Source organism: Streptomyces sp. PTL18, assembly GCF_059510295.1.
This window is the reverse complement of sequence record NZ_JCAJZO010000002.1, coordinates 81,284-106,713: the sequence shown is the minus strand read 5'-3', so window position 1 is coordinate 106,713 and position 25,430 is coordinate 81,284. Positions and strand designations below refer to the sequence as shown.

At 72.1% G+C, this 25,430-nt stretch carries 22 protein-coding genes, 1 tRNA gene and 1 pseudogene; 15 read left to right on the top strand and 9 right to left on the bottom strand.

The window, feature by feature from the left end; all coding sequences use genetic code 11:
• Window positions 1-86: 86 nt before the first annotated feature.
• The 4 genes from AC5WS8_RS04900 (at window position 87) to AC5WS8_RS04885 (ending at window position 5,245) form a co-directional block, all read left to right on the top strand.
• On the top strand, window positions 87-1,253 hold the full coding sequence (locus AC5WS8_RS04900) for an HpcH/HpaI aldolase/citrate lyase family protein (protein ID WP_496102032.1): 1,167 nt from the start codon (window positions 87-89) through the stop codon (window positions 1,251-1,253).
• A 5-nt stretch (window positions 1,254-1,258) separates the two neighbouring features.
• Window positions 1,259-3,706 carry a phosphoribosyltransferase gene (locus AC5WS8_RS04895; protein WP_496102031.1) on the top strand — a complete coding sequence of 816 codons (2,448 nt, stop codon included), beginning with the start codon at window positions 1,259-1,261 and terminating at the stop codon, window positions 3,704-3,706.
• Window positions 3,703-4,515, top strand: coding sequence for an HAD family hydrolase (locus tag AC5WS8_RS04890; protein ID WP_496102030.1), 813 nt, complete (start codon window positions 3,703-3,705; stop codon window positions 4,513-4,515). Before AC5WS8_RS04895 ends, AC5WS8_RS04890 begins: the two co-directional genes overlap by 4 nt.
• Before the next feature lie 70 nt (window positions 4,516-4,585).
• The gene (locus tag AC5WS8_RS04885) at window positions 4,586-5,245 is read left to right on the top strand and encodes an O-methyltransferase (protein WP_496102029.1); all 660 of its coding nucleotides are present in this window, start codon (window positions 4,586-4,588) and stop codon (window positions 5,243-5,245) included.
• A 36-nt stretch (window positions 5,246-5,281) separates the two neighbouring features.
• On the opposite strand, the gene AC5WS8_RS04880 is transcribed toward AC5WS8_RS04885, so the two are convergent.
• Window positions 5,282-5,506 (bottom strand): FmdB family zinc ribbon protein, encoded by a 225-nt coding sequence (locus AC5WS8_RS04880; RefSeq protein ID WP_496102028.1) that lies wholly within the window; start codon window positions 5,504-5,506, stop codon window positions 5,282-5,284.
• Window positions 5,507-6,275: 769 nt separating this feature from the next.
• Between AC5WS8_RS04880 and AC5WS8_RS04875 the strand changes: the two genes are divergently transcribed.
• From AC5WS8_RS04875 to AC5WS8_RS04865, 3 genes are all read left to right on the top strand, one after another.
• The gene (locus AC5WS8_RS04875; protein WP_496102411.1) at window positions 6,276-8,405 is read left to right on the top strand and encodes a transglycosylase domain-containing protein; all 2,130 of its coding nucleotides are present in this window, start codon (window positions 6,276-6,278) and stop codon (window positions 8,403-8,405) included.
• Between the two features lie 53 nt (window positions 8,406-8,458).
• Window positions 8,459-9,757 (top strand): polysaccharide deacetylase family protein, encoded by a 1,299-nt coding sequence (locus AC5WS8_RS04870; protein WP_496102027.1) that lies wholly within the window; start codon window positions 8,459-8,461, stop codon window positions 9,755-9,757.
• A 153-nt stretch (window positions 9,758-9,910) separates the two neighbouring features.
• Entirely contained in the window at window positions 9,911-11,050 is a 1,140-nt protein-coding gene (locus AC5WS8_RS04865; protein ID WP_496102410.1) for an amidase domain-containing protein, read from the top strand.
• Window positions 11,051-11,078: 28 nt separating this feature from the next.
• On the opposite strand, the gene AC5WS8_RS04860 is transcribed toward AC5WS8_RS04865, so the two are convergent.
• Entirely contained in the window at window positions 11,079-12,467 is a 1,389-nt protein-coding gene (locus tag AC5WS8_RS04860; RefSeq protein WP_496102026.1) for a hypothetical protein, read from the bottom strand.
• Window positions 12,468-12,531: 64 nt separating this feature from the next.
• A complete protein-coding gene (locus tag AC5WS8_RS04855) occupies window positions 12,532-13,308 on the bottom strand; it encodes a DUF4097 family beta strand repeat-containing protein (protein ID WP_496102025.1) in 777 nt (258 codons plus the stop codon).
• 191 nt (window positions 13,309-13,499) lie between these two features.
• Here AC5WS8_RS04855 and AC5WS8_RS04850 point away from each other — a divergent pair.
• Window positions 13,500-13,571, top strand: a tRNA-Val gene (locus AC5WS8_RS04850).
• Between the two features lie 81 nt (window positions 13,572-13,652).
• Here the strand turns inward: AC5WS8_RS04850 and AC5WS8_RS04845 are convergent.
• Window positions 13,653-15,959, bottom strand: a complete 2,307-nt coding sequence (locus tag AC5WS8_RS04845; RefSeq protein WP_496102024.1) for a transglycosylase domain-containing protein — start codon at window positions 15,957-15,959, stop codon at window positions 13,653-13,655.
• Between the two features lie 738 nt (window positions 15,960-16,697).
• A complete protein-coding gene (locus tag AC5WS8_RS04840; protein WP_496102023.1) occupies window positions 16,698-17,192 on the bottom strand; it encodes a DUF1877 family protein in 495 nt (164 codons plus the stop codon).
• Between the two features lie 599 nt (window positions 17,193-17,791).
• Between AC5WS8_RS04840 and AC5WS8_RS04835 the strand changes: the two genes are divergently transcribed.
• Together AC5WS8_RS04835 and AC5WS8_RS04830 are read left to right on the top strand one after the other, a co-directional pair.
• Window positions 17,792-18,424, top strand: coding sequence for an RNA polymerase sigma factor (locus AC5WS8_RS04835; protein ID WP_496102022.1), 633 nt, complete (start codon window positions 17,792-17,794; stop codon window positions 18,422-18,424).
• Between the two features lie 87 nt (window positions 18,425-18,511).
• On the top strand, window positions 18,512-19,354 hold the full coding sequence (locus AC5WS8_RS04830) for a hypothetical protein (RefSeq protein ID WP_496102021.1): 843 nt from the start codon (window positions 18,512-18,514) through the stop codon (window positions 19,352-19,354).
• Window positions 19,355-19,563: 209 nt separating this feature from the next.
• On the opposite strand, the pseudogene AC5WS8_RS04825 reads toward AC5WS8_RS04830, so the two are convergent.
• Window positions 19,564-19,728, bottom strand: a pseudogene (locus AC5WS8_RS04825) (oxidoreductase); the annotation flags it as partial.
• 40 nt (window positions 19,729-19,768) lie between these two features.
• Window positions 19,769-20,137, bottom strand: coding sequence for a DUF8825 domain-containing protein (locus tag AC5WS8_RS04820; protein WP_496102020.1), 369 nt, complete (start codon window positions 20,135-20,137; stop codon window positions 19,769-19,771).
• Between the two features lie 183 nt (window positions 20,138-20,320).
• Between AC5WS8_RS04820 and AC5WS8_RS04815 the strand changes: the two genes are divergently transcribed.
• The 3 genes from AC5WS8_RS04815 to AC5WS8_RS04805 all read left to right on the top strand — a co-directional run bounded on the left by AC5WS8_RS04815 (window position 20,321) and on the right by AC5WS8_RS04805 (window position 21,719).
• Window positions 20,321-20,770: a MarR family transcriptional regulator gene (locus AC5WS8_RS04815; RefSeq protein ID WP_496102019.1), complete on the top strand. Its 450-nt coding sequence runs from the start codon at window positions 20,321-20,323 to the stop codon at window positions 20,768-20,770.
• A 67-nt stretch (window positions 20,771-20,837) separates the two neighbouring features.
• Window positions 20,838-21,425: a hydrolase gene (locus AC5WS8_RS04810; protein ID WP_496102018.1), complete on the top strand. Its 588-nt coding sequence runs from the start codon at window positions 20,838-20,840 to the stop codon at window positions 21,423-21,425.
• A gap of 57 nt (window positions 21,426-21,482) precedes the next feature.
• A complete protein-coding gene (locus AC5WS8_RS04805; protein ID WP_496102017.1) occupies window positions 21,483-21,719 on the top strand; it encodes a DUF2277 domain-containing protein in 237 nt (78 codons plus the stop codon).
• 25 nt (window positions 21,720-21,744) lie between these two features.
• Here the strand turns inward: AC5WS8_RS04805 and AC5WS8_RS04800 are convergent, their stop codons facing one another.
• Window positions 21,745-22,344, bottom strand: a complete 600-nt coding sequence (locus tag AC5WS8_RS04800; protein WP_496102016.1) for a DedA family protein — start codon at window positions 22,342-22,344, stop codon at window positions 21,745-21,747.
• A gap of 482 nt (window positions 22,345-22,826) precedes the next feature.
• On the opposite strand from AC5WS8_RS04800, the gene AC5WS8_RS04795 reads away from it, so the two are divergent.
• Both AC5WS8_RS04795 and AC5WS8_RS04790 read left to right on the top strand, forming a co-directional pair.
• On the top strand, window positions 22,827-23,408 hold the full coding sequence (locus tag AC5WS8_RS04795; RefSeq protein ID WP_496102015.1) for a TMEM165/GDT1 family protein: 582 nt from the start codon (window positions 22,827-22,829) through the stop codon (window positions 23,406-23,408).
• A gap of 205 nt (window positions 23,409-23,613) precedes the next feature.
• The gene (locus AC5WS8_RS04790; RefSeq protein WP_496102014.1) at window positions 23,614-24,273 is read left to right on the top strand and encodes an HAD-IA family hydrolase; all 660 of its coding nucleotides are present in this window, start codon (window positions 23,614-23,616) and stop codon (window positions 24,271-24,273) included.
• A gap of 116 nt (window positions 24,274-24,389) precedes the next feature.
• On the opposite strand, the gene AC5WS8_RS04785 is transcribed toward AC5WS8_RS04790, so the two are convergent.
• Complete coding sequence (locus AC5WS8_RS04785) at window positions 24,390-25,427, bottom strand: peptidoglycan-binding domain-containing protein (RefSeq protein ID WP_496102013.1); 1,038 nt, start codon at window positions 25,425-25,427, stop codon at window positions 24,390-24,392.
• Window positions 25,428-25,430 lie beyond the last annotated feature (3 nt).

Genomic DNA, 25,430 nt, shown 5'->3' with positions numbered 1-25,430 from the left:
TGCCCGGGGGGAACTCATGACATGGAGTTCTACGTACTATTACCGGCCACGTCTTTTCGGGCAGTCCTGCAGCACGGGGGAGTCATATGCGTCATTTCGGGCACATCGCCCCTGAGGAGCGGCAGCGCCTGTTCCACCGTGAGCCGGCCGTCTTCACCGCCGACTCGCCCGCCCCGGTTCTCGCGGCGGCCCTCGGCGCCACCCTCTACAGCCCGGCGACCCGCCCCCACCTGGCCGACGACGTGATCAGGCAGGCGGGCCGCGGTGTCGTCTCCATGGTGCTGTGCCTGGAGGACTCCATCGACGACGCGGACGTCGTGCCCGCGGAGGAGAACCTGGTCCGGCAGTTCACCGACCTCGCCTCGCGGGGCGACGCCGAACTGCCGCTGCTGTTCATCCGCGTCCGCTTCCCCGAGCAGGTCCCCGACCTGGTCGCCCGGCTCGGCCCGGCCGTCCGGCTGCTGTCCGGATTCGTGCTGCCGAAGTTCACCGAGGAACGCGGCGTCCCCTTCCTGGAGGCGCTCACCGCGGCCGAGGCCGCCAGCGGGCGCCGCCTGTTCGCGATGCCCGTCCTGGAGTCGCCCGACCTGCTCTACCTGGAGTCGCGCCGGGAGACCCTGGAGGGGATCTTCCGCACGGTCGACAAGTGGCGCGACCGCGTCCTCGCGCTGCGCCTCGGCGTCACCGACTTCTGCTCCTCCTACGGCCTGCGCCGGGCACCCGACATGACCGCCTACGACGTCCAGATCGTCGCCTCGGTGATCGCCGACGTGGTCAACGTCCTCGGCCGCGCCGACGGCACCGGCTTCACGGTGACCGGACCGGTGTGGGAGTACTTCCGGGTCCAGGAGCGCATGTTCAAGCCGCAGCTGCGCCGCAGCCCCTTCCTGGAGGGGCATGTCGAGGAGCTGCGTGAATCGCTGATCGAGCACGACATGGACGGGCTGCTGCGCGAGATCGCCCTCGACCGCGCCAACGGCCTGCTCGGCAAGACCTGCATCCATCCCTCCCACGTGATGCCGGTGCACGCGCTGTCGGTCGTCAGCCATGAGGAGTACAGCGACGCCCAGGACATCCTGCGGCCCGAGCGCCTCGGCGGCGGTGTGCTGCGCTCGGCGTACACCAACAAGATGAACGAGGTGAAGCCGCACCGCGCCTGGGCCGAGCGCACCCTGCAGCGCGCCGAGGTCTTCGGCGTCGGCAACGAGAACGTGGGCTTCGTGGAACTGCTGGCCGCCGGGCTGCCGCAGTGACAGGTGTGAGGGAACCGAGGGAGAACGTGGTCTGGTCCGGGAGCTGGGTCGCCGAGCGGCTCGGGGTCGAACTCCTCGGAGACGAGCGGCTGAAGGAGCTGCTGGGGCTCGCGCTGCGCCGCAACCCCAAGCGGTCGCACCTGCTCGTCTCCAACGTGCTGGGCAAGCACGTCCCGCAGTCCCCGTCCGCCGTCCACGGCCACGGGATGGCGCTCGGCCGCCGGGTGCGGGACCTGCTGGGCGAGGCCGAGGCCGACCGCGCGGTCGTCCTCGGGTACGCGGAGACGGCCACCGGACTCGGCCACTCGGTCGCGGACGGCCTCGGCGCCGTGCCCTGTCTGCACTCCACCCGCCGCCCCGTCGCGGGCGTCACCCGCGCCGGCGGCTTCGAGGAGTCCCACTCCCACGCCACCTCGCATCTGCTGCTCCCCGAGGACCCGGCGCTGCTGGCGGGCGACGGCCCGCTCGTCCTGGTCGACGACGAGTTCTCCACCGGCAACACCGTGATGAACACGATCCGCGACCTGCACGAGCGGTATCCGCGTACGCGGTACGTCGTCGTCGCCCTGGTCGACCTGCGCTCGCCCGCCGATCTCGGCCGGCTCGAGGACTTCGCCCGGGAGATCGGCGCCCGTGTGGACCTGGTGGCCACCGCCTCGGGCACGGTGAAGCTGCCGGAGGGGGTCCTGGAGAAGGGGCAGGCGCTGGTCGCCCGGCACGAGACGCCCGTGCGGCACGAAGGGGCCCACGGGACGATCACCCGCGTCGACCTCGGCTGGCCCCGCGGGCTGCCCGACGGCGGACGGCACGGTTTCACCCCCGAGCACCGCTCGCGTCTGGAGCGCGCACTGCCCGCGATGGCGGCGCGGATCGCACGGGCACTTCCCCCGGAGGCCCGCCGTGTCCTCGTCCTCGGCTTCGAGGAGCTGATGTACGCGCCGCTCCGGCTCGCCCGCGAGCTGGAGGACGTCCTGGACGCCGCCGAGGTCCGCTACTCCACCACCACCCGTTCCCCCGTCCTCGCGGTCGACGACCCCGGCTACGCGATACGCACCCGCATCGTGTTCCCCGCGCACGACGGCCCGGCCGACGGCCCCGGCGAGCGCTACGCCTACAACGTCGCGGACGCCGGCTTCGACGCCGTCGTCACGGTCGTCGACTCCGTGGCCGACACGCCGGAACTGCACGCCCCCGGCGGCCTCCTGGACCGGCTCGCCGCGCACACCCCGCACGTCCTGCTCGCGGTGGTGCCGTCGTACGTCCCCGCGCCCCAGCACGTCCCCGAAAGGCCAGCCATGCTGCCCGAGCCCCTCCGCGGCCCCGCCTTCTCCTCGTACGCGCACGACGAGGTGGGCTGGCTGCTCCAGGACCTCTCGGACGTCACCCTGGAGGCGCCGACCGAGGAGCGCGAGGAGGCCATCCAGAGCGGCGGCGCGCACTACGCGGAGTCGCTGCCGCTGGAGTACCAGCCGAGCCGGCAGTACCAGGAGCTGTTCCACGCGGCCCTCGAGGCCTCGGCCGCCCGCCTCGCCCAGGCCGTCGGCGTGGTCACCGAGACGGTCCTCGCCGAACGGTCGCCCCGTCCCGTCCTGGTCTCCCTCGCCCGCGCCGGCACCCCCGTCGGGGTCCTCATGCGCCGCTGGGCGCAGCACCGGCACGGCCTGGACCTGCCGCACTACGCGGTGTCCATCGTGCGCGGCCGCGGCATCGACGCCAACGCCCTGCGCTACCTCGCCGACCGGTACGACCCCAGCGACGTCGTCTTCGTCGACGGCTGGACCGGAAAGGGCGCCATCACCCGTGAACTCGCCGCAGCGATCAGGGAGTTCGAGGCGTCCGACGGCGTCACCGGCTTCGACCCGGAGGTCGCGGTGCTCGCCGACCCGGGCTCGTGCGTACGGACCTACGGCACCCGGGAGGACTTCCTCATCCCGTCCGCCTGTCTCAACTCGACGGTCTCCGGCCTGATCTCGCGCACGGTGCTGCGCGCCGACCTGGTCGGGCCGCACGACTACCACGGTGCGAAGTTCTACCGCGAGCTGGCGGAAGCCGATGTCTCGGTGGCCTTCCTCGACGCCGTCTCGGCCCGCTTCACCGAGGTGGAGGAGGTGGTCGATCTGCAGGCCAAGGAGCTGCTCGGCGGTGACCGCACACCGACCTGGGAGGGCTGGGCGGCCGTGGAGCGCATCAGCGAGGAGTACGGCATCCACGACGTGAACCTGGTCAAGCCGGGCGTCGGCGAGACCACGCGGGTGCTGCTGCGCCGGGTGCCGTGGAAGATCCTGGCCCGGGCCGGCGCCGGTGCGGACCTCGACCATGTGCGGCTGCTCGCCGTGCAGCGGGGCGTGCCGGTGGAGGAGGTCGAGGGGCTGCCGTACACCTGCGTGGGACTGATCCACCCCGAGTACACGCGGGGCGCGACCGGCGCCGACGGCAGGAAGGTGGCCGGATGAGCCCCGTCCTGGTCGCCAGCGACCTCGACCGCACCCTGATCTACTCCTCCGCGGCGCTCGCACTGACCATGCCGGACGCCCGCGCGCCCCGGCTGCTGTGTGTGGAGGTGCACGAGAGCAGGCCGCTGTCGTACATGACCGAGACCGCCGCCGGTCTGCTCACCGACCTCGGCGACCGCGCGGTGTTCGTACCCACCACGACCCGTACCCGCAAGCAGTACCAGCGCATCAACCTGCCGGGCCCCACCCCGGCGTACGCGATCTGCGCGAACGGCGGGCACCTGCTCGTCGACGGCGTCACCGACCTCGACTGGCACGCCGCGGTGCTGGCCCGGCTGGCGGACGAGTGCGCGCCGCTGGCCGAGGTGCGGGACCATCTGACGACCACCGCCGACCCGGTCTGGGTACGCAAGCACCGGGTCGCCGAGGACCTGTTCGCCTACCTCGTCGTCGAGCGGGAGCTGCTGCCCGAGGAGTGGGTGAAGGAACTCGCCGTCTGGGCGGAGAACCGCGGCTGGACGGTGTCGCTGCAGGGCCGCAAGATCTACGCCGTTCCCCAGCCGCTCACCAAGAGCGCGGCCGTGCGGGAGATCGCCCGTCGCACCGGGGCCGCGCTGACGCTGGCGGCCGGGGACTCACTGCTGGACGCCGACCTGCTGCTCGCCGCGGACCGCGGCTGGCGCCCGGGCCACGGCGAACTGGCCGACACCGGCTGGACGGCCCCCGGGATCGGCGCGCTGCCGGAGCGGGGCGTGGTGGCCGGGGAACGGATCCTGCGGGAGTTCCTGAAGGCGGCCGAGGAGGCGTGACCGGCGGTCCTCGAAGCTACGGTGGAGTGGAGCGTGCAGCGCGCTCACACGCCGGGTTCGAGGAGGGCCGGTGGCCAAGGAGAACGGGACGCCGCTGACGGACGAGCTGTACGCGTACATGCTCGGCCACAACCCGCCGCTGGATCCGGTGCAGCGGATGCTCGTCGACGTCACGCACACCCGGTTGCCGCTGGTGACCGGCAAGCAGGTCGCCGAGGAGCAGGGGTCGCTTCTGGCCTTTCTGGTGCGGCTGACCGGGGCCCGCCGGATCGTGGGGGTCGGGACCTTCACGGGGCTGTCGGCGCTGTCCATGGCGCAGGCACTACCGCCCGGCGGGACGCTGCTGACCTGCGACGTCTCCGAGGAGTGGACGCGGCATGCGCGGGCGGCGTGGCAGCAGGCGGGCGTGGCGGACCGGATCGAGCCGCGGACCGCCCCCGCGCTCGACACGCTGCGGGGGCTGCCGGCCGAGCCGCATATCGACATGGCGTTCATCGACGCGGACAAGGACAACTACCTCGCCTACTGGGACGAACTGGTGCCCCGGATGCGGCCCGGCGGCCTGCTGGTGGTCGACGACGTCCTCCACCACGGCGGTGTGGCGGACCCGGACGCGACCGGGTCCGCCGGGGCGATCCGGGACTTCAACGCCCGTGTGCAGGCGGATGACCGGGTGGACAGCGTGCTGCTGTCCATCGCGGACGGCCTGATCCTGGCCCGCCGCCGCTGACGGCGTCTCACCCGCAGCGACCGAAGCCGGGCCGTCTCACCCGCAGCAGCCCCCGCCGCAGCAGCCGCCGCCTCCGCCGCCGCCCGCCCGCGGTGCCGGTGCCGGAGCGGAGGCCGTGCCGCCCACCGCCACCGTGGACAGCAGCTTCACCGTGTCGCCGTGGCCCTGCGGGCAGTTCGCGGGGGCGGAGGAGTCCGCCATCGGACGGCTCAGTTCGAACGTGTCGCCGCAGGTACGGCAGCGGTACTCATAGCGTGGCATGTGCACAGGCTAACGGGCGCCCACCGGCGATCACAGGACTTCCGATCACCCACGTTGCTTCGTGAATGCCGCGCGATCTCCTCAAGATCTCCTTAATATTCTCTCCGCGACCACCCACTGGCCGGTTCTCGATCGAGGGCATGACAAGGGTCGCTGATAATTTGAGGAAGCCGCGATGAGCCGCAAGGTGTCGGGGAGGGGGGCTCGTTGTCGTATGTCCGGCCGCTGCATCTACCCGCGCGTGCAATTCCGAGTGCGGAGGGAGACGCAGTCGTGACCGAGGCATGGCTTGGAATGGATGGCAGGCCTTACCGGGGCCGTCCGCACACCGGGAGGTGCCGTGGCTAGCCGGGACGGCGGCCGTCCGGACCGTCGTACGGAGCGCCGCACCGGGGCCGGCGACCGATCGGAGGCGCCCTTCGACCCTGACGTCACCATGCAGTTGAAGGCCGGGGCGTCGTTCGACCCGGAGTTCACCATGGAGCTGAAGGCCGGGACGCCTTCGGTGCCGGACGGGAGGGCACGGTCGGAGGCCGACAGGTCCTCCGCGCCGGACGGGGCGGCGCAGTCGAAGGGCGGGAGGCCTTCGGTGCCGGACGCGGTGGCGCAGTCGGCCGGAAGGCCTTCAGAGCCGGACGCGGTGGCGCAGTCGGAGGGCGTCAGGCCCCCGGCGCCGGACGAGACCGTGCAGTTGAAGGCCGTCGCGCCTCCGGCGCCCGACGAGACCGTGCAGTTGAAGGTCGTCGCACCCCCGGCGCCGGACGAGACCATGCAACTCCGGATGCCGCGCCCGCCGGAGGCACCCCGCACCCGGAGCGCGCGGCGCAAGGCCGCACGCCCCCCCGCCCTCACTCGTGTCACCTCGTCCCTGATGCGGTACACCCGCACACTGGCCCCGTACGCCCGGCGGTTGGCCCCGTATGCCCGGCGGTTGGCCCCGTACGCCCGGCGGTTGGCCCCGTACGCCCGCAAACTCAGGCCCGTCTACCCGCGACCGGGCCGCGTCGGCTGGCGCCGCTGGGTGCCCTCCTGGCGGCAGTGGCTCGGTGCCGTGCTCACCTCGTTCGGTCTGAGCGGTGTGTTCCTGGTCGTCGCCTACGCCGTCACGGATATACCGGACAATCTCAACTCGTACGCCACCCAGCAGGACAACGTCTACTTCTGGTCCGACGGCACTCCCATGGCCCGTACCGGCTGGGTGCAGCGACAGGACATGCCGCTGAAGGACATACCCCAGGACGTCCGCTGGGCCGTGCTCGCCGCGGAGAACGAGACCTTCTACTCGGACCCCGGCATATCCCTGCGGGGCATCACCCGCGCCCTGTGGCAGACCGTGGGCGAGGGGTACACCGCGGGCGGTTCCACGATCACCCAGCAGTATGTGAAGAACGTCTACCTGACGCAGAACCAGACCATCGGCCGCAAATTCACCGAGGCGATGATCGCCCTCAAGCTCGACAACAGGATGAGCAAGGACGACATCCTCGAGGGATACCTCAACACCAGCTGGTTCGGCCGCGGAACCTACGGCATCCAGCGCGCCTCCCAGGCCTACTACGGCAAGGACGTGACCCAGCTCAACGCCAGCCAGGCCGCCTTCCTCGCCTCCCTCCTCAAGGGTGCCGGCCTCTACGACCCCACCCTCGGCAAGGCCAACCACCACCGGGCCGTCGAGCGCTGGAAGTGGATCCTCGACCGGATGGTCAAGATCGGCAAACTGTCGAAGGCCGAGCGGGCCAAGTACACGACCTTCCCCGAGCCGCTCAGGCAGAACCCGCTCTACGACACCGGTCAGCAGAGCGACTACCTGGTGGAGTTGGCGTCGAGTTACGCCAAGAAGGCCGCGCACATCTCCGACCAGCAGTTCGACCTGGGCGGCTATCAGATCTACACCACCTTCGACCGCAGGCGGGAGACCACGCTCACCGACGCCGTCAGCAAAGCCCGCAAGCAGGCGCGGAAGGACCACCCGGACGCGGTACGGACCGCCCACTTCGGCGCCGCCTCGGTGGCCACCGACGGCCGGATCCTGGCCGTCTACGGCGGCCCCGACCACCGCACCCAGGGCTACAACGAGTCCAACGCGGCCACCGTCCCGGCCGGTTCGGCGTTCCTGCCGTTCGTCTACGCCGCCGGCCTGGAACACGGCGTCCGCAAGACGCGCGGCGGGCCGGCGACCCCGGTCACCCCGGACTCGGTCTACGACGGCCGCGACAACATCCCGGTCACCACCCCCGAGGGGCCGTACTGGGACCGCAGCGGCAAGGTGGTCTCCGCGCACAACGACGGAAACAGGTCCTACGGGCGCATCACCCTGCGCCGGGCCCTGGCCCAGTCCGTGAACACGCCGTTCATGCAACTCGGCATGGACACCGGCCTGGACAAGGTGCGCCAGACGGCGGAGGCGGCCGGGCTGCTGTCCGACAGCATCGGCGCACAGATCCCCGCGCTGTCCCTGGGCAGCTCCACGCCGAGCGCGATCCGGATGGCGAGCGGATACACCACGTTCGCCGCGGGCGGCACGCACACCGAGCCCTACTCGGTGCGGCGCATCACCCGCAACGGCGCCACCGTGCCCCTGACCGCGCCCGAAACCCGCCGTGCGGTGGGCGCGCAGGTGGCCGGAGAGGTCACCGACGCGCTCACGGACTCCTTCCGTGCCGCCCACCCGGGCGCGGCGCCCGCCTCCGCCCAGGTAGCGGGCAAGGCCGGAACCACCCGGGACGACAGGGCCTCCTGGTATGTCGGCACGGCCCGGTCCGTGTCCACCGCGGTGGTCGTCTACCGCATGGACCTGTCCAAGAGCCTCGAACCACTGCCGCTGGAGGGAGTCGCCGGCACGCCGAACGACGGCGCCCCCTACGGCATCTGGTCCGCGGCCATGAGACCGCTCGGCTGACGCCAACGGCCGAGCACCGCCCCCCACCTTCCTCCTCGGAGAACGAGCCGCCCATGAACACGAGAAACGGCCGGCGCCGCCGCCCCCGCTCGTCCCGCATCGCCCAGTGGAAGAGCCGCCCGAACTTCATGACACTGGCGGCGCTCCTCGCCGTCGCGTCCGTGACGGTCACCTTCCTGGCCGTGTCCCGGCCGGACAGCACCGCGGCGACCGCGTCGGCGGACGTCGGCAGGAGCATCCGCAGAGGCTTCACTCCCCGTCCCACCGCCGAGCCCAAGTGGGACGGCAAACCGAAGACCATCGGTGACGGCTCCACCTCGTACACCGGCCCCCAGAAAGGCCAGTTGAAGCCACAACCGCTCAAACCGGGCGAGAAACCGCCGCAGTTCGTCGTCTTCTCCTGGGACGGCGCACTCGAGGGCGGCGACCACCTCTTCTCCCACTACCGGCAGATGGCCGAGCAGTACAAAGCCCACATGACCTTCTTCCTCACGGGCATCTACCTGCTGCCCAAGAGCAAGAAGGCCATGTACCACGGCCCGATGCACTCGCCCGGCGACGCCGCGATCGACTACGCCACCGACGAGCACATACGCGACACCCTCCAGCAACTGCGCCTGGCCTACGAGCAGGGCAACGAGATCGGCACCCACTTCAACGGCCACTTCTGCGGCGCCAAGGGCGGCGGCGACTGGAGCGTCGAGCAGTGGAAGAGCGAGATCGACCAGTTCTACTCCTTCGTGGAGAACTGGAAGACCAACACCGGAGCCAGGAACATCCCCGCCCTGCCCTTCGACTTCCAGCGGGAGGTCACCGGGGGCCGTGCACCCTGCCTGGAGGGCCAGCCGAACCTGCTGAAGGCCATCAAGAGCTACGGCTGGCGCTACGACGCCAGCTCCCCGGGCGACTTCCAGATATGGCCGACCAAGAAGAACGGCATCTGGGACTTCCCGCTGCAGATGCTCCCCTACGAGGGCGGCAAGTACCAGGGCCTGTCGATGGACTTCAACTTCCTCTACAACCAGTCGAAGGGCGAGACCCACGGCGATCCCGCGAAGTACAACCAGTGGGAACAGCAGACCGTCGACTCCTACATGGCCGGCTTCAACCGCGTCTACTACGGCAGCCGGGCGCCCCTGTTCGTCGGCAACCACTTCGAGAACTGGAACGGCGGCATCTACATGAAGGCCATCGACCAGGTGGTCAAGAACGTCTGCACCAAAAAGGGCGTCAAGTGTGTGTCGTTCAAGGAGCTGACCGACTGGCTGGACGCGCAGAAGCCCGCCACCCTTCAACGTCTGCGCACCCTCGACCCGGGGCAGTCGCCCGACTGGTCGACCGTGGTGCAGTGACAACCGGCCGTCCCACCAAGCCTTTTGAGCCACCCTCTTCACACAAGCCACACATGGCATGCGAAGATGCGGCCCCCGGTATCCGAGTACCGGTGGTAGAGGGGAACATCATTGAAATCAAGAAGATTGAGCCGTAAGCGGCGACGCGCGACCATGGTCACCGCGGCCGCCGCCTCGGTCGTCGCCGGTGCCGCGCTGCTGCCCAACTGGGGCGCGAGCGCGGCCGACGTCGCCGAACCCACGGTGGACCCGGGGACCAGGGCCACCTTCCAGCGGCTGGCGGACGCGGTCTTCACCGACCGTACGGACGCCCTGGTCGACCAGGGCGACAGTGGACGGGGCAAGCCGCTGGCGTCGCGCTTCTCCGGCGGCGTACGCCTGTCGTCCACGCTCTCGCACCAGGAGGACTCGGCCCTGTCCACGCTGCGCGGACGCAAGTCCCGCCTCGCGGCGCTCGGCGAGAAGTACAGCAAGTCCGACACCACGGTCTCCCTGGACCGGACGCGCGTGAAGGGCCGGCACGCCACGGTCGACGTCACCGAGACCACCACCCTGACGTACGAGAAGACCAAGGCCAACGGGCCGCGGACCACCGGCTTCCAGGCGCACCACCGGCTGACCTTCCAGGCGGACCGGCAGGGCGCCTGGCAGCTGACCGGCATCCGCGACACCGACGACGGCTACCTCGCGGTGAACCAGGTCGCCAAGCCGGCCGCCGCCGCGCCCCAGACCGCCGCCGACGCCGGCCCGCCGGACGCGCCCCGCGCGTCCACCTCGCGGAGGGCGCCCGCGAACCCGAAGAACTTCTCCGCCACCGGCTACAACTACAAGGCCATGGCGGCGTACGCGCAGAAGTACTGGAAGAACTACAACCCGGCCTACCCCGACTTCAACGGGGAGGCCGACGGCGGGGACTGCACCAACTTCGTCAGCCAGGTCCTCAAGGCGGGCGGCTGGAAGCACGTCCCCGGCGACGGGACGGACTACCACAAGTGGTTCGGCAACTCGGAGATCCAGTCCGACTCCTTCGTCGGCGTCAACGAGTTCTCCTGGTTCGCCCTGTCCTCCAAGCGGGTCACCAGCCTCGCCAACGTCTACCAGCTGGACGTCGGTGACGTGCTGCAGATGGACTTCAACCGGGACGGGTCCAAGGACCACTCCATGATCGTCACCTACCGCAGCCCGCGGGGCGTGCCCTACGTGACGTACCACTCCACCAACACCTACAACAGGTCGGTGGCGAGCATCATCGCGTCGTACCCGAACGCGTACTACTACGCCTACCGCACCTGACGGTGGCCTCCCGGGGCGGGGACCGGGCTCAGTGACCGGCTCCCCGCTCCTCCCGGATCCGCGCCACCACCTCGGCCACCGTCTGCCGTACAGCCTCGGTCTCCGTCAGGAAGTGCCAGTAGTCCGGGTGACGGCCCTCCAGCGTCGCGATCGCACGCTCCAGCCGCGCCACGGAGTCGTCGAGCGGGCGGGCGTGCCGCGGATCGGGCGTCGTACGGCCCGCCATCGCCAGCCGCTGCGCGTCGCGGATCGCGAACCGGGTGCGCTGGATCTCCTGTTCCGGGTCCTTCTGCACGGCGTTGAGCCGCTGCAACCGCTCCCCGGCGGCGGACACGGCCTCGTCGGTCGTGCTCAGCAGCGCCCGTACGGTCGACAGCAGCGAGGTGGCGTCCGCCCAGCGCTGCTCGTCACGTGCCGCCTGCGCCTGCCGGAGCTTCAGCCCGGCCTGCCGCACGTTCTCGGCGGCCTGCTCCGGCACACGCTGGAGATCCTGCCAGCAGGCGGCCGCGAACCGGCGCCGCAGCTCGCTCAGCACCGGCTCCACCTGCCCGGCCCGCGTGGTCAGCGCCTCGGCCCGGGTGCGTAGCGTGACCAGCCGGCGTCCGATCTCGGCGGCCTTCTCCGGCAGCCGCTCGGTCTCCGCCCGGATGGCCGCCGCCTCCCGCGTGACCCGCTCGGCGCGCTCCAGGGTCTGCTGCACCCCGTGCTGCCCCGCACCCTGGTTGAGCTTGGTCAGCTCCGGGCCGAGGGCGGCCAGCCGGGCGGCGAGGTCATCGGCCTTCAGCCCGGACGCCCGTACGCCGTCCAGGGCGTTGCCGGCGGCGAGCAGCGCCTGCCGGGCGCGCTCCACCGCCGGGGCCAGGCGGGCCAGTTGGGTCTCGGCCTTGCCGAGCAGCGGCCCGAGACCCTGCGCGAATCGATCCAGCTCCTGCTTGACCCGGAGGAGGTCGTCCCTGGCGGCGGTGAGATCGGCGCGGGCCCGCGAGGCGGCGGAGGCCTCCAGATCCACCCGGTCCAGATCATGCGCGTCCACGGCCTGGATGTACCGGTGGCTGACCTCGTCGATCCGCCGTCCGAGCGCCTCGAAGTCGGCGAGGGCGCGGCGGGCGGCGGGGGAGTCATCGACGGCGGTGATGGTCTCGACGGAGATCCGCAGATCCCGCTGAGCGGTGTCCAGCTCGTAGAACGCTTCCGCCGCGGCGTCCTTGGCGCCCTGCGCCTCGGCCCGCTGGGCCTCACCCCGCCCCCCGAACCAGCGCCGGGTACCGCCCGAGGCGAACGCGGCGGGAAGGACCAGGGCGACGAGGAGTGGGAGAAGGAGGGCTCCGGAGGCGGGCCCAGCGATGCGGTCGGACTCCTGTCGTGGTGTCGCCGTCACATCCCTCTCCCGTACCGTGATCCGCCTGCCCGGTGTCATTCTCCCACCGGTTGAGGACGAACACACGGGCCGGTCGGTTCGCGGTGCGCCGACTCCAGGCGGCTCAGCCCGCCGTCCGTACGCTGACCGACCCGTCCCGGGTCCGGGCGTCGATCACGTGGGAGCTCTGCGCGTCCCTGGGGACGGACACGTGGACCGAGCCGTCGGCGGAGTCCGTCGTCACGCGGTACGTGCCGTCCGGCAGGGCGATGGCGACCGACCCGTCGTGACTGCTCGACTCCACCCGGTCCGGCACGTCACGGAACTCCAGGCCCACCGACCCGTTCCTCGTGGTCGCTCGTACACGCCGCGACCGTACGCCGGTCGCGCGCACCGACCCGTCGTCGCTGGCGAGTGCCAGCGGCCCGGTGGAATCGCTCACCTGCACCGATCCGTCCCGCGTCCGGATGTCCAGCGCCGTGGTGAAGCCCTCCGCCCGTACGCTCCCGTCACCGTCGTCCACGGTGACCGCTACCCCGCGCGGCACCTCGATCCGGTGCCGGGCGGAACAGTCCGCGACGATCCCCGAGCACTTCAGCCGCAGCACGAGCCGGTCACCCTTCACGGCCCAGGTCACGCGCGGATCCCCACCCACCACGACCGTCCCCCGGAACCACCGGGTGACCTGCACCTTGTCCACATCGGCCGGAACGATCTCCAACGCCGAGTCGTCGGAGTCGACCGTGAGCGTACGGCCGTGCAGCGCGAAGGCCGTGTGGTCCGGGTGCGGGTCGTCGCGGGCGTCGTTCCCGCAGGCGGCGACGGTACCGAGGAGCAGGGCGGCGATCCCCGCGACGGCGACCCCCCGGGTGCGCTGTGCCGGCACCGTCGTACGAGCCATGATGTTCCCCCTGAGAGCCGAAGAGCCGAAGAGCCGGAGGGCGGGAAGCCCTCGACGCCGAAGTACTCCGACGGTAGGGAGCCGCGGCTCGCGGGGGGATCCGGCGGGCTCCCGGATCGCAGGTGGGGATATCCCCCGGATACGCGTTTGCGAGGCATGCCCTCCGGCAATGTAGGCTGTCGACTCGTCTTGGGTGCGTAGCTCAGGGGTAGAGCGCCTGCCTTACAAGCAGGATGTCGGCGGTTCGAAACCGTCCGCGCCCACCGGATGATCACGGGAGAGCCCCGGAGACGCCTGTTCACGGCACCTCCGGGGCTCTCTCTCGTGCAGTCGCAGCGCGCAGCTCAGCGGCACTTGCGGCCATGGCATGCGGGGCGCGGTGTCGGGGCGCCCGACGTGCGGGTGCCCGGGGTGGTCGTCTTCTTGCCGTTCTTGGCCCCCTGCTTCGTGGGCAGAGGGGAGGGGGAGGGGGCGCCGGTCTCGTCGGTGCCGTGGCCGAGGGAGGCGGGCGCGGGGAACGGGGCGTCGGGCAGGCCGGCCAGGGCTTCGCGCATGTACCGGGTCCAGATCTCGGTGGGGATGTCGCCGCCGAACACCTTCTGCAGGCCTCCCACACCGATCAGCGACTGCAGCTGCGGGTGGTTCGGGTCCTCCCGGAAGAGGACGACCGAGGTGGCGAGTTGCGGGGTGTATCCGATGAACCAGGCCGACCGGTAGTCGTCGGTGGTGCCGGTCTTGCCTGCCGCGGGCCTGCCGAGCGCCTGTGCCCTGGTGCCGGTGCCCCGGGCGATGACGCCCCGGAGCACGTCGGTCACGTTGTCGGCGACCGCCGTCGGCACGGCCCGTACGGGGGTGGGGGCGGCGAGGCCGGCCAGTGCGGTGCCGTTGTGCGTCACTCTCGTCACCGAGTACGGGGTGGCGCGCATCCCTTCCGCGGCGAAGGTCGCGTAGGCGCCCGCCATCCGGATGGCGCTCGGTGTCGAGGTGCCGATGTAGAAGCCGGCGCTGGGGGCGGCGAGGCTGCCGGAGCGCAGGCCGAGGGCTTCCGCCGTCCTCGCCACGCTCCCGTAGCCGACATCCTCTCCGAGCTGCACGTACGGCGTGTTGACCGACTGCTCCATCGCCTTGCGCAGAGAGATGTAGCCCCAGCGCTGGTCGGTGTCGTTGTGCTGGTGGAGGAGCCCGGTGGGGTCCTTGGTGTCGGTGACGTAGTTGCCCTGCTGGTCCTTGATCTGGATGCCGTCGTCACCGTTGAACCTGCTGTCCGGGGTGATCGGCTGCGGGGGCTTGCCGGGCTGCAGGACGGCTCCGTTCTGCAGCGCGGCGGCGAGGACGATCGGTTTGAAGGTGGAGCCCACCGGGACGCCGGAGGTGTCGGCGTTGTCCGAGTAGTGGGCCCGGTCGAAGCCGGAGCCGCCGTACACGGCCAGGATCCTGCCGGTCGCGGGATCCACCGAGGCGCCTCCGACCTGGACGTCCCGGTCGACCGACCGGTGAGCGGGGTCGAGGCGTTGCCTGCGCACCGTCGCCACGGCCCGGGCCAGCTCCGCCGTCTTCTTCCTGTCGAAGGTGGTGTGGATCTGGTAACCGCCCCGGCTCAGGCTGCTGTCGGTGATGTCCGGGTCGTGCGCCTGGATGTACGACCTGGCCAGTTGGACCAGGTAGCCGACCTGGCCCGTGAACCCCGAGCCGGGAGCCCACTTCCTGGGCGTCGGGAAGCCGGCGGCCGCGTACCGGGCCCGCTGCGCCGGTGTCAGCCTGCCGGTCGCGACCATCCGGTCGAGCACCCAGGACCAGCGTGACTCGGCCTGCGCCCGCGCCGCGGGGTCGGAGTCGGCGTACTGGAAGAGACTCGGCTCGTTGACCGCTGCGGCGAGAAACGCTCCCCGGCTCACGTCGAGCTTCTCCACCGGGAGGCCGTAGTACATGCGGGCGGCGGCCTGGATGCCGTTGGCCTGACGCCCGAAGAAGCAGGTGTTCAGATATCCCTGGAGGATCTGCTGCTTGCTCATGACGGCGCCGATCTTCGACGAGATCAGCAGTTCCCGGAACTTGCGTGAGATCGTCTGCGACTGGTCGAGATAAGTGTTCTTGACGAACTGCTGGGTGATCGTCGAGCCGGACTGGACGGAGCCGCCCTCGGCCATGTGGACGACGGCACGCAGGATTCCCTGCGGGTCGATGCCCGGGTCGGTGTAGAAGGACGAGTTCTCCGCCGCGATGAAGTCCCACTGCACGTCCGCGGGCACCTGCGCGAGGGTCACGTTCTGCCGGTTGACGCTGCCGTCGGTCGCCATGACGGTGCCGTCGGACCAGTAGTAGACGTTGTTCTGCAGCAGCGTCGCGGGATTGGGGTCCGGGATGGTGACCGTGGCATAGGCGTAACCGACGGCCGCGGCCGTGCCGCCGAAGCAGAGCAGGAACAGGGCCAGCAGTTGGCGCAGCGACGGCAGCCACCGGCGCGGGCCCGTCCGGCTTCGGCGCGGATAGTCGATCAACCGCTTCTTCTGCGGCGCCGCTCTCCGGGCGCGGCGTGCAGCGCGCGGCCCGGAGACCTGGTGCCGCGAGGCCCGGCGGCCCGTGGCGCCGTCACCCGCGCCACTGATGCCGGCGATGGTGCGCTGCGGCGGTCGGCGCCGGTGTCCACTCATGTGCTCGGGTCCCTGTCCTTTCAGTACCACTGCGTTTCAGTACCACTGCGTTGTTGCGTACGGTGCGGGCTGCCGGAAGCCGTCGTACGGTGCCGGCCGCTCAAGGGGCTCGTACGGTGCCGGCTGCGGAAGGCCGGTTCGGGCGGAGTGATGGCGCTTTGGCGAGCCCGAGCGTCTGCCGGGGTCCGGAGGCGGCCGTACCGCTCCACTGCCGTACCGCCCCATGCGCTGTCACCGCAGCCGTGAGCCCGACACGGCGGTGAAGACCGACTGGATCACCACCGGCGACGGGGACGGTGGCGGCTGCGGGGAGCCGCTTTGCGGCGTCGGCGATCGGTCACGTCAGAGCCTTGGTCACTTCACCTGCTTGTGGGACGAGCCGAGGGCGCGCGCCCTCCGGCCCGGCCCCGGCAGAGGGCGTTCCGGTGACCCGGGGTTCCGGGCCCGTCGCGTGGGGTGACCCGCGGGGTGCGTCCACTGCGCGTGTTGCACCGGGTCCCAGGACGGGCCGGCCGTGTCGGTGGTGGTGCCGTCGGCGACCCGGTGACCGAGGTCATGCGCGTACCCGGCGCCGCCGTACGGCTGCTCGCCGTACGCTCTGCCGCTTCCGTCCGTCCGCTGCACGTGTCGCGCCCCCAGTCCTGGCCGACCGACCTGGTCGCCCGCATGGAAAGAGCGCAGTCGGCCGAAACTGTTACACCTCGGCACTGCGATACGGATAAATCCGATGGAAACGCCTCAGGCCGCCAGCCACTTCACCACCGCGTCGCCCCACTCGGCCGTCCGCGTGTAGAACGCCCTCAACTCCTGGTGCGCCGCGGCGAACGCACCCCATGTCTCGAGCTCCGCGGTCACGCCGCCGTAGCGCGGCAGCAGTTCGTCCCGGGCGGAATCCCACAGCGCGTCGAAGTCGGCCGTCGCGAGGAACCCGGCCACCCCACGGGCCTGGGCCGCCGTCAGCACCAGCAGCGGCGGCCTGCACGGGTCGGCACGGAAGACGGGCCGGCCGCCCAGCACCACCCGGGCCTGGGGCCGGTCCCCGGGGCCGTGCGGCGGAGCACCGGCGTAGATGCGCTCCTGGTCCGGATAACGCCTGTCCAGCACCTGCTCGCGGTGTCGGGCGACCCGGTGCCGGAGGGTCTCCGAGTCGCCCTCGAAAAGCCGTTCCAGCCAGGTCGAGCTGTTGCGCAGTGCCGGGGACGGCACCGCCCGCAGACGGAGGTTCGCATTCATGCCAGAAGGAGCGCACGAGGACACCGAAGCATCACGCGCCGGACGCGGCCGGTTGACGGATCGGCCGCTGACCTCGCCTGTCCTGCCACGGTGCGACGGCGGGCGGGTCCGCGGCGGGCGGGTCCGGGACCGGGTGTCGACGGGCGCGGTGAGGGCCGTGCTCCACGCCCGGCCGGCCGCGACCGGTCCGATGCGCGCACGGCGGCCGGGACCCCCTGCAGTGGTCGGGGCCCCGGCCGCCCATCCCTCTCCCTGCCGCTCACGGGGGGAGATATGAACGGCACGGAGAGAGGTCGAAGCGGGCCGCGGTGCCGGCGGCAGAGAGCGGTCGCTCTGGGCCTGCGCGGTACCGAACCCGGTACTCACCCAGCGCACGGTGTCCGTGAAACGTCACCCGGCCGGGACTGCCGGTCGCGCTCAGCGGGACGAACACCGAACCCGGCGGCTGGGCGGCGGGACACCGGTGGTCACACGAGGGACGCCTGGTGCGTTGTGACACTTCTGTGACGACGGACGCTGGTCACCATGGGGCCGTCGGTGCGACCGGAGCACGGCGGGCTGCAAGGAAGCGCTATGAACCGTTGTGAACGAGGACCATCTTGGGCCAGGTACGGCAATCCCGAAGCGTCCATGCGTACGACGGGGAACTGGGCGCGGCGGTCGCGCGGGCCCAGGACGGCGACGAGGCCGCCTTCGCGGTCGCGTACCGGATCGTGCAGCCGGGCCTGCTCGGCTACCTGCACGGCCTCGTCGGTGACGACGCCGAGGACGTGGCGTCCGACGCCTGGCTGGAGATAGCGCGCGACCTCGGACGGTTCAAGGGCGACGGCGCCGGCTTCCGCGGCTGGACCGCGACCATCGCCCGGCACCGGGCGATGGACCATCTGCGTCGCCGGCGCGTGCGGCCCCGATCGGGAGGGACCGAACAGGACCTGCTGGACCTGGTCGGCCCGCACAACACCCATGACCAGGCCCTGGAGTCCCTCTCCACCGAGCGGGCCCTGGAACTGGTCCGCGGGCTGCCGCGGGACCAGGCCGAGGCCGTGCTCCTGCGGGTCGTCGTCGGCCTGGACGGTCCCGCCGCCGCGCGCGTCCTCGGCAAACGCCCGGGAGCGGTGCGCACAGCCGCCCACCGGGGCCTGAAACGCCTCGCACGCCAGCTCGGCATCGGGAGCGAGCCGGACACGGGTGTGACAGATGAGACTTCCCGGACGCTGGGGGAGTCGAAGTGACCGACGACGGCGACAGCAGCCGGCGGACAGGCAGCGGCGTCGGTGCACCGAACGAAGCGAACGGGTCGGACAGGAACGGAAGCGGACATGCGTGAACGGCTGAGCGGCGACGGAGTTCCGGGCCGTCGACGTGTGCAGCCTGGTGGCGCCCCGTCCGGCCCCGGGGGCGTCGATGACGCCGCCGCGCTGGAAAGGGGCCTGGCCGCCGCCATACGCGCGGGCCATCTCGACCCCCGGGCCGAGCAGCGGGCCGTGGCCGCCTTCCGGGCCGCCCGCGCCGCGGGCGTGCCCCGAACACGGACCCGGCGCCGGGACGACTGGCGGTCACCGGCCCAGCGGCGCGCCCGACGCGCCGTCAGGATGACGTTGGGCGTGGTGTTCGCCAGCACCCTGGGCGGTGTGGCGGTCGCGGCCATCGGTTCCGTCGGATCCACCGGAGAGGGTGCCGGCACCGACCGGAACACCGCGCACCCGTCGGTGGTCGCCCCGGACCGGCCGGGCAGTGCCGTCTCCTCGGCGTCCCCCGCCGGTTCCCGGCCGACGGACGGAGCGACTCCCTCGCAGGTCACGGTGGCCCACTGCCGTGCCTACGAGCAGATCCGGGACCGCGGCAAGGCGCTCGACGCGAAGGTCTGGCAGGAGCTCGTCGCGGCCGCCGGCGGCAGGGACGAGGTCGCCGCGTACTGTTCCGAGCAGCTGGGACGGGCGACGGCCGCGCCGGGCAGGCCGACCGCCACGGTTGGGTCCGGCGAAGGTGCGGCAGCCTCCGGCAACGGCACGGCGGGCAACACCGGCGCGGCCGGCAACGGCACGACGGGGAGCGGCGGCGCCTCCGGCAACGGCACGTCCGGCAACAATTCCGGGAGCACGGACAACGCGGCCGGGAGCGGTCAGGCGAGCGGCGGCCAGGGCGGCGGGAAGCACAAGTAGTCTCCGCCGTGTCCGAGCCGGCCGAACGGCGGCCCCGCCTGGCGCGGGCCGGTGGACGGCCTGGGCCGCCGGGCCCCCGAGCCCGCCTCCGGACCGACCGCCGGAGACGACCGGCCCCAAGGTCGCCGATGCTCGCACACCATCGGGCGCCCCCCGTCGAGGTCGCCGATGGTGTGCGGGTCAGGCCTGCTCCTTGACCGCCGAGGTTGCCGGGCCGGCTCCGGTACGACGTGGCGGCGGAGGTTCGGCACCCCGAGCGTCGGCCTGGCGACGCCCCAGGCCGCGCCCTCGCGGACCGGCTCCTTGTGGACGGCGGCGAGCCGTCCCGTCAGGGCCGCCCGGACGGCGCCGTCGTCGGCGGTGACGTACTGGACGCGGACATCCCGGGCTGCTTCCGGCCCGCGGTGTCCGTCTTCACTCGCGCCCCTTGTCGTTCCCCTCGTCCTCGTCCTCGTCCTCGTCCTCGTGCACGTGCTTCAGCCGTGTCCGTGCGTCCATCCTGCCCTCGGCCGCCACCTCGTCCCAGAAGCGGTGGCAGGAGACGAACACCGCGAGTTCCCGCTCCCGCCGGCGGAGTTTTTCCACCTCCGCCTGTTCGTCCTCGGTCCAGCCCGGGGAGGCGGGGCGCTCCACCTTGCGCCAGCCGGTGTCGTCGCTGAATCCGTCCAGCGGTTCCACCGACCACGGCAGCCGCTTCAGCAGGGCCAGGAGCTCGGCCCGGACCTGATGCAACTCCTCCTGGCCGGCCAGGAGGTCACTCGGAAACTCATAGCTCGCAGCCACAGGGCAATGCTACGCCTGTTCGATTTTCGGGTGCGACCCCCTTCCCTCGGTTCACTCGAACGGACGTCCGTCCCGTGAGTCGTCGAGTGACCCGGTGAACCCGTCATGACAGCTCGCCAATATTCAGGCAAGCCTGCGCAGGTTGAACTGGACAGGCATGCCTGTCGGATCTAGCGTGAAGGCATGGACCTCGACCCCGAAGGCGTCTCCGAGTCCGCCGCCCGTGCGGCGCGTGACCTGCGGGTGGTCGTCAGCCGGCTGCGGCGCCGCATCCGTGAGGTCGCCGGCGACGACGAACTCACGCCCTCCCAGGTGTCCGCGCTCACCCTGGTCGGCAAGGGCGGTGCCGCCACCGCCAGCACCCTGGCGTCCGCCGAGGGCGTGCGCCCGCAGTCCATGGCCGCCACCCTCGCCGTCCTCGAACAACACGGCTTGATCCGGCGCAGCCCCGACCCCGACGACGGCCGCCGCCAGCTGGTCACCCTCACCGACGCCGGCCGGGACCGTGTCGAGGGCGACCGGCAGGCCCGGCAGGAGTGGCTCGCCCGCGCGCTGCAGGACCGCTACAGCGAGGACGAACGGCAGACCGTCCTCGCGGCACTCGCCCTGCTGGAGCGGCTCACCCGGCCGTGAGCCGCGACGCCCTCACGCCCTTCCCTTCGCCCCCCGTCCACCCCACACCACCGGAAAAGGCCCGACCATGGCTCTGACGACGCTCGACCCGCGCACCGCCCTCGTCGTGATCGACCTGCAGAACGGCATCGTGGGCATGCCCACCCAGCCCCACACCGGCCCGGAGGTGGTCGCCCGCACCGGTGAACTCGCGGATGCCTTCCGGGCCCGGCACCTCCCGGTGGTCCTGGTCCGGGTCTCCTTCGCCGCCGACGGCTCCGACGCCGTTCCCGGGCGCACCGAGCAGCAGCGCGGCGCCCGCTCCTTCCCCGAGGGCTGGGACCGCGTCGTCGACGCACTCTCCGGTCACCCCGGCGACATCCATGTCACCAAGCACAACTGGGGCGCCTTCCACGGCACGGACCTCGACGTCCAGCTGCGCCGCCGCGGTGTCACCCAGATCCTGCTGACCGGCATCGCCACGAGCATCGGCGTCGAGTCCACCGCGCGGGCCGCGTACGAGCACGGCTACCACGTCACGCTCGCCACCGACGCGATGGCCGACGCCGACCCCGGAGCGCACCGGAACAGCGTCGAGCGCATCTTCCCGCGCCTCGGTGAGTCCGGTACCACGGCCGAGGTGCTGGAACTGCTGGCCAGGACCCACGCTCTCTGAGTGGGGCAGAGGGGGAATCCCTCCTCGCGGTGCCGGCCGAGAGGTCACACTGGAGTCATGTGCCGCAGCATCAAGACGCTTCGCCCTCCCGCCCTGCCCGACGAGGCCACGGAGGAGGAGATCCGCGCTGCCGCCCTCCAGTTCGTGCGCAAGGTCTCCGGGTTCCGCGCCCCGGCCGCCCACAACCGCGAGGTGTTCGAACGCGCGGTGGACGCGGTCGCCGCGGCCACCGCGGAGCTGCTCGCCGGTCTGGAGGTGCGCGGCGGGCGGGCCGGGGAGGCGGCCACTCCCTGACGGGCGCACATCGACTGCGGGGGCGCTACTTCCGCGGTGCCGGACGGCGCATGAGACGGGCCGCGCCCGCGCCCGCTCCGAACAGGGCCGTGACCGAGACGGCGGTCGCCAGCCAGCTCGCGCCCAGCCACTGGGCGCCCAGGTAGCCGAGGGCCACGCTGTACACGGCCCAGGTGATGCCCGCCAGTGCCGACCAGGGCAGGAACTCGCGGGCCCGGCGGTGTGCCGCCCCCGCGCCGAGCGAGACGAGTGAGCGGCCCGCGGGCGCGAACCGGGCGACGACCACCAACGCACCGCCGCCGCGCGCGAGTGCCGCGCCGAGACGTTGCTGCGCGTGCGTCAGACGGCGGGAGCGGGCGATCGCTCGGTCCAGGCGCTCACCGCCGCGCCAGGCCAGGCGGTACGCCACCAGGTCCCCGAGGACCGAGGCCGTGGCCGCGCACAGGGTGAGCCCGACGATGTCCGGTGTCCGCGCGACGCCGGATCCGGCGGCTGCCGCCGTCGCCGCAGTGATCACCAGCACGCCGCTCGGGAGCACTGGCAGGAAGACGTCCAGCAGGACCGACACGGCCACCACGGGGTAGATCCAGGGGCCCCCGGCCAGCGACCCCACACTCTCCAGCACCGGAACTCCCCGTACGACTCCCCAAGAGGCAACCACGTGCCGCGATGTCGCGGGGGAGCGGCAGGAGCGGCCTTCGACAGCCGTACAGCGTACGCGGCCGGTGTGGCAAAGGGTGCGGCGGGGGCTGCTGAGACGGTCACCCACAATACTTGCAACTTCAACATCTTGCGCGGGTCGGGACATGACATGGGCGGTCGGCCGAAGTCGGCCGTGCGGCCGGTGTCCTTTGGCGGGGGCGGTGCCGTCCCGTACGATGGGCGGCGCAGAAGGGGAGTAGCCCTTCGCCGGACCGTCGACACACTGCTCAGCTTCGGCTGAGCCGGCGCCCGGAGGCGGACCTCGGTCAGGGGTCGGCCGGCGAGACCTTCGGCAAGCAGTGCACGCCCGTGCCCACGGCGGCGGGCGATCCGTGTGCTGCCCTGCCGAGGTGTCGCAGCGTTCCCAGCACTCTCGGCGGGGCGGCCCCGACCGATTGAGGAACCTTGATCAGCATCACCGTCCTGGCGCTCGTCTTCGGCGTCATCTTCCTGGCCGAACTGCCGGACAAGACGGCCCTCGCCGGACTCGTCCTCGGCGCCCGGTACCGCGCCTCGTACGTCTTCGTCGGCGTCGCCGCCGCGTTCCTGCTGCATGTCGTGCTCGCCGTCGCGGCGGGCAGCGCGCTGACCCTGCTGCCCCAGCGGCTCGTCCACGCGCTGACGGGTGTGCTGTTCCTGGGCGGTGCGGCGATGCTGCTGCTGCACAAGGGGGACGACGACGAGGAGATCCGAAAGCCGGAGGACCAGTCGTTCTGGAAGGTGGCCGGGACCGGCTTCACGCTCATCCTGGTCGCGGAGTTCGGTGATCTGACGCAGATCATGACGGCGAACCTCGCGGCTCGTTACGACGACCCGCTGTCCGTCGGCCTCGGCGCGGTGCTCGGGCTCTGGGCCGTCGCGGGGCTCGGCATCGTGGGCGGCAAGGCGCTGATGAAGCGGGTGCCGCTGGGGCTGATCACGAAGATCGCGGCACTGGTGATGGTGGCGCTCGGGGTGTGGACCCTGTACGAGGCCGTAACCGGGTGACGCCGGGGAGTCCTGGGCTCCGGGGGTGGCCGGGCGGCGAACGCCTCGTGACGTTTTGGCGGGACCGCTGGCGGGATCCGGTCCTCTTTTGTACCGTGGAGAAACAAAGTGGCTCCCGTCCGCTCACCCTGACCGGCGGACGGGGCCGCCTTGTCCCCCACGGGGCCCGCACACATGCCCCCTCCGCCCTGTCCTGGAGCTGCCGATGACGGCCACCACCGTGCTCACCGCCCGCGCCCTCCTGCTGGACATGGACGGCACCCTCGTCAACTCCGACGCCGTCGTGGAGCGGATCTGGCGCCGCTGGGCCGACCGGCACGGACTGGACGGCGACGAAGTGATGAAGGTGGTGCACGGTCGGCAGGGCCATGCGTCGATGGCGCTGCTGCTGCCCGGGCGGCCCACGGAGCAGAACCTGGCGGACAACACCCGGATGCTCGCCGAGGAGACCTCGGACACGGAGGGGGTCGTGGCGATCCCCGGCGCGCGGGCGTTCCTCCACTCGCTGCGGGGGCTGCCGCACGCGCTCGTGACCTCGGCCGACGTGGCCCTGTCGACCACGCGGATGGCGGCGGCGGGTCTGGAGCCGCCGGCGGTGCGGATCACCGCCGAGTCGGTCGGCGCGAGCAAGCCCGACCCCGAGGGCTTCCTGAAGGGCGCCGCGGAACTGGGTCTCGCGCCGGAGGACTGCGTGGTGTTCGAGGACTCGGGCGCGGGCATCGCGGCGGGGCGCGCCGCGCGGATGCGCGTGGTCGGGGTCGGCCCCCGCGCCGGGGTGCACGGGCCGGACGTGCTGGTGCCGGACCTGACCGGGGTGCGGGTGGAGGCGGCCGGCGACGGCACGATACGGCTCCACATCGCCTGACGCTTTCCCCCGCGTGGGTGGGCCGCGGCCGGGCGGGGGCGTAGCTGCGAGGGCGCGGGCCCGGATCCGGGCCGCCGGCCGAGACCCGGGCCGCTTCCCGCGGCACAAACCGTGCGCTACGGCCGGGTCGTCTCCGCTTCCAGCTTCGTTCGCGTCGCCGTCCCGTACACCCCCGGCTCGTCCTGGGTGATGCCCCGGCCGACCTGGTAGTTGCGGACCGCGTTCTCCACCTCGGTGTCGTAGGTGCCGTTCGCCGGGCCCAGGTACAGGGCCAGTTGACGCAGGCGGAGCTGCAGTTCCTCCACCTCCGGGCCCTCGTCACCGGTGCGCAGCACATCGGGGCCGCGGTGGGGCTGGGTGCCCGAGGTGGGGGATGCCGTGGGGGTGGCCGGCGTGGTCGTCGCTCCGACGCCCGGTGTCGGTGACGTGGGCGGCGTGCGGGTGGGGGACGCGCTCGACGGCGAGGGGCTCCCGCTCGGTGAGGGGTCTCCGCTCGGCGAGGGGCTCCCGCTCGGCGACGTTCTCCCGCCCGGTGCAGGCGCCGCCACGGACACCGTGGCGGCCGGTGCCGACGTACCGTCCGGCGACGAGGGCTCCGGCGCGCTCGCCCGTATCTCCTGCGGCAGCGCGCCGTCCCGCCGCGGAGGGTCGTAGGAGAACAGTCCGCTCGCGTAGCCTGCCGCCGCCACGACCGCGACCAGTGCCCCCGCGGCGACCGGCACGGTGGTGCGCCGCAGGCGCCGGGGCCGCGGCTCGCCGCCCGAGGGCACGGCACCGACCCGTTCCCCCGCGTCGGACACCGCCGGCAGGGCCACCGTCCCGTCCGGCACGGCAGCCGGCCGCACCGTCCCCTCCGGCTCTCCCGGTACGGCCCCCAACCGCACCGTCGCCTCCGCCTCGTCCGGCACGGTCCGCTGCCGCACCGTCGCCGCCGGCTCCTCCGCCGGTACGGCACCCAGCCGTACCGTCTCGTCCCCCAGCTCCACATACGGTCTGATCCGCAGCGGATCGAAGTCCTCCGCCGCTGCCGCCTCCGCCGTCCGCGCCTCCCGGAGTGCCTCGGCCGCCCGTCGCGTGCACCCGCACGACGGCGTACCGTCCCCTCGTCGCGGTGCCGCGCACTCCGGGCAGGCCTGTCCGTTCGGTCCGTTCACGCG